Origin of the sequence: Candidatus Thiosymbion oneisti, assembly GCF_004359955.1 — a bacterium.
In the GTDB taxonomy this organism is placed as follows: domain Bacteria; phylum Pseudomonadota; class Gammaproteobacteria; order Chromatiales; family Chromatiaceae; genus Thiosymbion; species Thiosymbion oneisti.
The window spans coordinates 1-7392 of the sequence record NZ_SMSC01000057.1 but is presented as its reverse complement, the minus strand read 5'-3'; the positions used below and the strand labels follow the sequence as shown (position 1 = coordinate 7392).

Genomic DNA, 7392 nt, shown 5'->3' with positions numbered 1-7392 from the left:
GGGGTCTACAATGGCGTTAACATGCCGCCCTACGGGCTGCCGGGTAATGCGACCGTAACGACGCTTAAAAGTAATTCGAGCAAAGGGGGTGGCGGTTTTAATGAGATTCGCCTGGAAGACAAGAAAGGCAGCGAGCAGCTCTTCATGCATGCGGAAAAAGACCAGGATGTGCGGGTTAAGCATGACCTATTCGAATGGATCGGTAACGAACGACACCTGATTGTCAAGACCGACCAGCTCGAACAGGTCGAGGGGGACCAGCATCTCACCGTCGGAGGCGACCGTAACGAGAAGGTCACAGGTTCGGTCTCCCTGGATACCGGCATGGACCTCCAGCAGAAAGTCGGCATGAAGCATGCCGTCGATGCCGGGATGGAAATCCACCTGAAAGCGGGCATGAACGTAGTCATCGAGGCCGGCATGAGCATTACGCTGAAGGCGGGTAGCGGGTTTGTGGTGGTCGGCCCGACCGGGGTTACCATCTCGGGCACACCCGTGCTCGTCAACAGCGGCGGCGCGGCAGGGTCCGGGTCGGGCTGTGCGCCGGATGCACCGAAACCACCCAGGGAAGCCGATAAGGCCAAGCCGGGCGAGGTTACCGAAGTATATAGGTCCGGCCCCCTTCAGCATCCGCAGGCTCAAACATTGGCAACCGCTGCCAAAAATGCAATCCCGTTTTGCGAGAAATGCGCGGCGGCAGGACGCGCATAGGCCACATCGCAAGGTGGCCAAGGACGTGAAACACCATCTAACCGAGTAGAGATCTGAACTATGAATACCGAAAGTCGATCAGACGGCCTTCCCAAGGAAACCGCGAAGACCGAGCCGGACGAGACTGTCGATCTGGACGTGGATGTGCCCGGACCCTTGCAGAATCCGCAGGCCCAAACGCTGGCAGATGCTGCCAGAAAGGGAACCCCATTTTGCGAGAAATGCGAGGCAGAGCAGCACACCCAGACGGCACCGCAAGACGGCTGAGAGCGGGAAACAGGATTGACAGAGGAGACCTGAACCATGAGCACCGCGACGCGATTGGATACACTGCACCGGATCTTGTTCGAGAACAGCGACCAGCAACTCTATGGGGTACTCGATGGCGCCTCTGTTGCTAACCTACGGTCGCTCCTGGCCCAACATGCGGTGCCCAATGTCTGCCTCCTGCCTGGTGATCTGGATCCGGAGTTGGCGCAGACCGCACCCTATCTGGTCGAGCTTTCACCCCAGTCACCCTTTACCAAGCTGCTGTTAACGCAAGGCGTGGGGAACCATTGGGGCATTCTGGCCCACGCCAACGACGATTTTCGTACCCTCCGCATGCATTTTCGCAAATTCCTCACGGTCTGGGATCCGGACGGTGAACCACTCCACTTCCGCTACTACGACCCCCGCGTCCTACGAGTCTATCTCCCCACCTGTAACCCCGAGGAATTGCACGTCTTATTCGGTCCCGTGACGACCTACTTCGCAGAATCAGACACGGCCAATGTCCTGTCACGCTTTAGCTTTACCGGCGATACGCTGGGCCGGCAACAGCTAACCCTATAGCGGAACGAATCCACGCCTCAGGAGGCTTGATATGGCTATGCATGTCTGCTCCGGCGCCACCTTGCAATGCAGCTTTGGATCGACGCCCAGCATCCTGACGGTATTACCGACCAACCGGATGATGATCGGCTACATGCCGGCGGCCAATATCATGGACCACAAGCCGATGGTCAACATCCTGCCTTTCGGAATGTGCACCAGCCTCGCCAACCCGACAGTGGCCTCGGCAACCGCGGCCGCGGCGGGCGTCTTGACGCCGATGCCCTGCATCCCCGTGACCCCGGCACCCTGGGCGCCGGGCTCACCGACGGTCATACTCGGCAAGATGCCGGCACTCAACAATACTTCAAAACTCATGTGCAATTGGGGCGGGGTGATATCGGTCATCGCTCCCGGGCAAGTTACGGGGCAGATACCTTGAGGTGGGATTTAGGGCGTGTTGACATATTAGAAGGTCCGTACAGCGAACTCTCCGGGAACTTGTCATCCCGAGCGGAGCGAGGGATCTTAAGATCCCTCGCTCCGCTCGGGATGACAGCGTGTTGCGGCCATTTCACAGATGAAAAATGGCCGTTTAGGCCGGTTAGATTTAAATGTCAACACGCCCTGGTTGGGGCAGGCGTAACGTCCTCGCGGCTATCTGTAATACTGGTTGATATTGTCAGCATAATCGGAATTCAGTGATCGGGAGTGGCCAAAGCGATGCTAGTGATTCGAGCTGAGCAAATGAAATCTCTCGAACAGGTCCCGCTGGCTTGGTTTGAGAAAGAGATGCTAGCCCATAGCAAGGACTTCTCTCCGCTAATCTGTGCAGCGATTGGTGATGAGCAGCTCCGCATGGTGGTCCACTCCGCGATAGATCGCGCCACGATTCACGGATTTATCTGTCGCGGCCCCATCCGCCTCTTCATCGAAATGGTGTTGTTGTGCGGTAGCGCCTTTGACACCGATCCTCAGTATTCGAAGATGGGCGAAGTCCTGCGTGCTTCCGGCGACCAAATGCAGCGGGCGGAACAGCTACATGAAAGCTCCCTCGACTATCTTGAAAAGGTCTCTGGCCCAGGAGCCGTGAACCTGCACAATGCCCTAAAGGAGTTGTCAATCTTCGCCCAAATGCCGATCAGGTTTTCTTCGGACGATTTCGTGGCCGACATGCTTGAAGAAATGAACAACCTGTTTCCGGAGAAAGTGGCCTACATCGGCAGGGGGGGGTTGACGGCACTCATCGAAGCGGGGCGTGCCGAGGCCCAGAAGTACGGCTTTTCTACAGTTCGTGGGGAGGCCCTGCTTATATTGCTGATGTTTACTCTTGGGCATGGCTGCACCGACGATCCCCTTTACCCCTGGATTGCGCGCACGCTGCGGGACGAGCGGATCATCGACCAGGCAGTTCGGGCTGCCCGCCTGGAGAAGGAGTTGCTCACATGGCTCGGGCATGTCCTCGCCAGCAACGAAAAGGGGACCCAAACGTGACTACCGCCAAGAAAACGACTCCGCCAAGTTCGGAGAGTGGGGCTAGTCCTGTTGTGGGCCGCCCCGTGCTCTCTTGTCCAGGGGAGATACAAAAAGCACTTGGTTTTTCCGATAGTGAATTCAAGGAAAAATGTCGAAAATGTGCTGGGAAGGTGGCAGATACAGAAATTTGGTCATCAAAAAAGATGCAAGAGGAATACCGGAAAACTCTCAAAGACCCTAATGTAAAAACCGGGGCAGATGTTCAGGCAGAAGTGAGGAAATCACTTGCTTCGCAAGGGTATATGACAGTTACTCAGGGTACAACTGATTCCAGCGGAAACATCAAGGTGAAAAAACAAAAAGGACCCTGTGCAAAGCTAAAAGAAAAAGCTACTGAGATACATGAAAAGGTCCACCAAGATCATACTAAAGATCTGGAGAAAAAACACGGCAAGGGTACTTCAGCCTTCAAAAAAGCCTGGAATGATGCGAGTGATTGGGTTCAAGATGAGATAAACGCGCATGCCGCCGATCAGAAATTCTGGAACGACTTTAAGGCGGAGTGTAAAGCATAAAGCATTAGGAATATGATCAAGAAATTTGCGAACTTGAGCTTAGAGGCTGTCTAAAAACTAACAAATTGATTTTACTGAGTAAAAATTTGGATTTTCTGGAGTATAATACGATATGAGCACTTCTATTTTGGATTCCAATATGACTTCTGAAAAGACTCAATCTCCTGTCAGATACCCGAGCGACCTCATTGATGAAGAATGGGAAATCCTCCAGTCCATCTTTGAGGAGCTCGAACCCTATACCACTGGACGGCCACGAACGACCGATCTCCGCGAAATCCTGAATGCGATTTTTTATCTGAATAAAACCGGTTGTCCATGGCGCTATCTGCCAACAGACTTTCCTCCTTACCAGCTAGTTAACGATTATTATAACAAATGGACGGACAATCGAACGCTGGAAAAAGTCAATACCGCGCTACGTCAGCATTTACGTGAAAAAAAAGCCGAAATCCAGACCCAACGGCAGCCATCATTGATAGTCAAAGCGTCAAGGGAACTCCAGAATCCTATCTGGAATCAGGGTTCGATGGAGGCGAGCTCGTTAACGGAAGAAAAAGAAATGTCCTTGTCGATACAATGGGTTGTCTGATTATTGTTCGGGTGTGCGCAGCCCATGTATTCGATGGGAAAGCGGCTCGTCAGCTCATAACGGATATGTTCTCATTCCTTCATACCATCACAAAAATCTGGGCCGATGGCGGTTATTCTGGCCCGGAGCTTTCCGATTGGCTCTGGCTCCAATTCGGATGCCTGATCGAGGTCGTTAGAAAACAAACCGGGCTTCGCGGTTTCCATGTGTTGCCTCGTCGATGAGTGGTTGAAAGAACCTTTGCTTGGCTGGTTCGATCACGTCGGTTAAGTAAAGATTACGAACGGAAGCCAACTTCGAGTGAAGCTCAGGTTTATCTCGCATCGGGTCGCTTGTTTCTCCGCCAGATTTGTAATAACCAAACCCCCTATAAAATGACCGTTGGGTGATTTTCTATTAACTTATGTCTTTTTAGACAGCCTCTTAGTCTTTTTCCTGTTTTGTTCCCTAACCGATATTTAGGAGGACTTCCTGTGACAACTACATCTGGAATTATCAGAGCAAAGGTTCTTTCTGTTTGGAAAATAACGAACTTCGAAGGTGATGCTATCTTGGCGGGTGCGGATCCGAGGTTTGTAATTGCGTTTCAGATCCTTGATTCACAAGAACAATACAACGTCGCCGAATCTGATGTTGTCCTTAATACCCATCGAGTCGTCTTTTTTGCCGTCCATAGTATTGTTCAGTTATTCATGGAATCGGATGTTGAGGGAAAAACTTATGACATAAAGGTAACGTCAGAATTATATAAAGGTAACTCACTGTATTACCTACAATTAACCGAATTTTAACAGCAACTATCAACGCTGGAGATCAAGTAACAATCTCCGGAAAAGTTAGCCCGCATATTTCAGCGGGGCGGCTGGTAGTATACACTGCTTTGTTGTAGCAGCAAGGGACCCGAACGTACGCCTACACTGGCAGCACCGTCAATTGGTGCAACGATGGCCTCCTACCCATGACAACCATTACCTTCGATACCCTGAAGTTCGTGCGACGGCTCAAAGCGGCCGGCGTATCCGAAAAGCACGCCGAAGCGGAAGCGGAAGCCTTGGCCGAGGTGTTTTCGGAAGCCCTTGATACCCAGCTGGCTACCAAAACGGATATTGCTCGGCTGGAAGGCGAGCTGAAACTGATAAAATGGATGCTGGGTTTAGTCATCGGCGGTATTTCGGTACTGATTCTAAAGACCTTTTTCTGATCTTCAGGATCCGCTGTGCGGGCCGAACCCGCTCCGCTCTCGTCCCACTCAAGAATCAATCCCCTCGATTCTGAATATTTCCCCAAACCGCCCAAAATCCTTGCTGTTGTGGGTCAGTAGGACCGTAGGGTGAAGGATCGGCGACGGCGGGCGTCGGTAAAGACGATTCCCAAGTCGTCGCTGTCGTCCGTCAACAGACGGCGGCGACGTTCCAATCGGTCAACGGTGAAAAAGAAGTCCTGCCGGGAACGAAGACGCGGACGATAGAGCGGACGATAGAGCGGATGCGATAGAGGGGACACCCATTTTGTTCGAGACTCTCCCTACCCTGGAAAGGACCACCTTTCGGCATGAATTTCGATCACCGCCACGGCCAAATCGCTGAACGCATTCAACCGTTTACTGACTGACCTATTCGCCACCGACATGGGCGCTTAGGCGATGACAGCGTTGTACCCGATGCGAATCTTTAAAAATCAATATGAAAGAATCCCGGAAGCCTCATTTCCGATAGAAACGAAGACATGAATACCTGGGAAAGCCACCGTTTCGGGAAACGTATACACCTGACATATCATGCATTACGACGCATGGAGGAAAGACGGATTTCTCTCGATATGGTACAAGACTTGATAGAAAAGGGTACACTGATCCACAAGGATGAAAAGCATTGCTGGATCTTCAAATCCTACTCGCATCGGGATGATAATCTCGTATGTGCCGCAGTGATCAGGGGTCCGGCTGTTGTGATTAAAACCCTCATGACCCATTGGCAGGAGCAACCGGAATGAAAACGACTTACTATCCGGAAGATGACATCCTGGAAATTCATTTGAACAAAAAGCCGGTGGCACGCGAAATCTCCTACGGCTGGAACGTCAACATCAGCTACGCGGTAGACGGCAGCATCTGCGAAATCGTGATCCTGGAAGCGCAGGAAAAAGGGCTCTACCCCATATCTACCGAACGGCAAGCCGCCTGAGATGAGCATTCGCCGGCTCCCACGCTCCAGCGTCGAGATGCGACAGAAACCGGAGTACACTCATAACAACCCGGTTGCGCAGGGCTATGTGGATGATCCGGCACACTGGCGTTATTCCAGCCCGCGTAGGGCGGGGAAACGCAGCGCATCCCGCCGCGTCGGTTATTTTGGAGCCAATTCCTTTACAACATCGTTCGCCGCCCAATGCGCGGTGGATAGAGTCCCGTTTCTACATCCCGGTGAAAGCTCAAATGTCGATACGGAGCCGGCCATTTCGTTTCACAGGGGTTACAGATGATCGCTCTCGAGTCCCTAGCGCGTATATCGGTCGACGATTATCTGACCTTCGAGCAGGCAAGTAAGATCCGTCATGAGTTGGTCGATGGGTACTTGTATGCTATGACTGGCGCCAGTGATCGGCATGAGGAGATTGCGACCAATCTGCTGGCAATCTTGCACGGCCACCTGAAAGGCAGTGGTTGCCGAGTCTACGGGAGCAATCTGAAGATCCACGTCGGAGACGACTTTTTGTACCCGGACCTGTTTGTACGCTTTGCAACCGAGCGGGGAGACCCCTTTTTTAAGACCGATCCGACGTTGATTATCGAGGTCTTGTTTCCCAGCACCCGGAGCTATGATCGAGGCGACAAGCGACTCGCCTATCAAAGCCTCGTGACCTTGCAAGAATATGTGTTGGTCACTCAGGATACTCCTTCCGTCGAGATCTATCGTCGCACAGCCGACGGATGGGAACGAGAGACTTACCAGGGGCCGGGCGAATCGCTCTCGTTCCAAATCCGTTGCATTGGATATTGAGCTGTCAGCGCTCTACACCTGATTCCAGTCTGCCGCATTACAGGCAAACCTACTGATTTAACCTGACAACTGCCTTGTAAAAATTGACAACTGATACCGGTATAATCTCTTCATCTACGTTTGCTTTTCCAAGGATGAAACCATGTCCCTCAGCCAACAAGCACGAACCCTCGCGGTCACTACCCCCCTCGGCGAAGACGTCCTGCTGCTGCGTGCCATGCGTGGA

Annotated in this window: 14 protein-coding genes; 13 read left to right on the top strand and 1 reads right to left on the bottom strand. The window is 52.4% G+C overall.

Features of this window, described 5'->3' with window-relative positions; genetic code table 11:
- The 10 genes from E1958_RS19075 to E1958_RS19025 form a co-directional block, all read left to right on the top strand.
- The coding region (locus E1958_RS19075) for a bacteriophage T4 gp5 trimerisation domain-containing protein (protein WP_424945097.1) at window positions 1–711 on the top strand (711 nt) is incomplete at its 5' end.
- A gap of 60 nt (window positions 712–771) precedes the next feature.
- Window positions 772–978, top strand: coding sequence for a hypothetical protein (locus E1958_RS19070; protein ID WP_133513283.1), 207 nt, complete (start codon window positions 772–774; stop codon window positions 976–978).
- Window positions 979–1014: 36 nt separating this feature from the next.
- A complete protein-coding gene (locus E1958_RS19065; RefSeq protein WP_133513282.1) occupies window positions 1015–1545 on the top strand; it encodes a DUF4123 domain-containing protein in 531 nt (176 codons plus the stop codon).
- Window positions 1546–1576: 31 nt separating this feature from the next.
- Window positions 1577–1966, top strand: a complete 390-nt coding sequence (locus tag E1958_RS19060) for a DUF4280 domain-containing protein (RefSeq protein WP_133513281.1) — start codon at window positions 1577–1579, stop codon at window positions 1964–1966.
- A 305-nt stretch (window positions 1967–2271) separates the two neighbouring features.
- Window positions 2272–3018, top strand: coding sequence for a hypothetical protein (locus E1958_RS19055; protein WP_133513280.1), 747 nt, complete (start codon window positions 2272–2274; stop codon window positions 3016–3018).
- Window positions 3015–3575 (top strand): hypothetical protein, encoded by a 561-nt coding sequence (locus tag E1958_RS19050; RefSeq protein ID WP_133513279.1) that lies wholly within the window; start codon window positions 3015–3017, stop codon window positions 3573–3575. The genes E1958_RS19055 and E1958_RS19050 overlap by 4 nt, the downstream gene beginning before the upstream one ends.
- 112 nt (window positions 3576–3687) lie before the next feature.
- A complete protein-coding gene (locus E1958_RS21470; protein WP_133513278.1) occupies window positions 3688–4167 on the top strand; it encodes a transposase in 480 nt (159 codons plus the stop codon).
- Complete coding sequence (locus E1958_RS21465; RefSeq protein WP_341534757.1) at window positions 4050–4391, top strand: transposase; 342 nt, start codon at window positions 4050–4052, stop codon at window positions 4389–4391. Before E1958_RS21470 ends, E1958_RS21465 begins: the two co-directional genes overlap by 118 nt.
- 249 nt (window positions 4392–4640) lie before the next feature.
- Complete coding sequence (locus tag E1958_RS19030) at window positions 4641–4958, top strand: hypothetical protein (RefSeq protein ID WP_133513276.1); 318 nt, start codon at window positions 4641–4643, stop codon at window positions 4956–4958.
- 167 nt (window positions 4959–5125) lie between these two features.
- Window positions 5126–5368, top strand: a complete 243-nt coding sequence (locus E1958_RS19025; RefSeq protein WP_133513275.1) for a DUF1640 domain-containing protein — start codon at window positions 5126–5128, stop codon at window positions 5366–5368.
- A gap of 113 nt (window positions 5369–5481) precedes the next feature.
- Here E1958_RS19025 and E1958_RS19020 read toward each other — a convergent pair whose 3' ends face one another.
- A complete protein-coding gene (locus E1958_RS19020; protein ID WP_133513274.1) occupies window positions 5482–5670 on the bottom strand; it encodes a hypothetical protein in 189 nt (62 codons plus the stop codon).
- A 222-nt stretch (window positions 5671–5892) separates the two neighbouring features.
- Between E1958_RS19020 and E1958_RS19015 the strand changes: the two genes are divergently transcribed.
- From E1958_RS19015 to E1958_RS19000, 3 genes are all read left to right on the top strand, one after another.
- Window positions 5893–6159, top strand: coding sequence for a DUF4258 domain-containing protein (locus E1958_RS19015; RefSeq protein WP_133513273.1), 267 nt, complete (start codon window positions 5893–5895; stop codon window positions 6157–6159).
- Window positions 6156–6350: a DUF2283 domain-containing protein gene (locus tag E1958_RS19010; protein WP_133513272.1), complete on the top strand. Its 195-nt coding sequence runs from the start codon at window positions 6156–6158 to the stop codon at window positions 6348–6350. Before E1958_RS19015 ends, E1958_RS19010 begins: the two co-directional genes overlap by 4 nt.
- 294 nt (window positions 6351–6644) lie before the next feature.
- On the top strand, window positions 6645–7166 hold the full coding sequence (locus E1958_RS19000; protein ID WP_133513271.1) for a Uma2 family endonuclease: 522 nt from the start codon (window positions 6645–6647) through the stop codon (window positions 7164–7166).
- Window positions 7167–7392 lie beyond the last annotated feature (226 nt).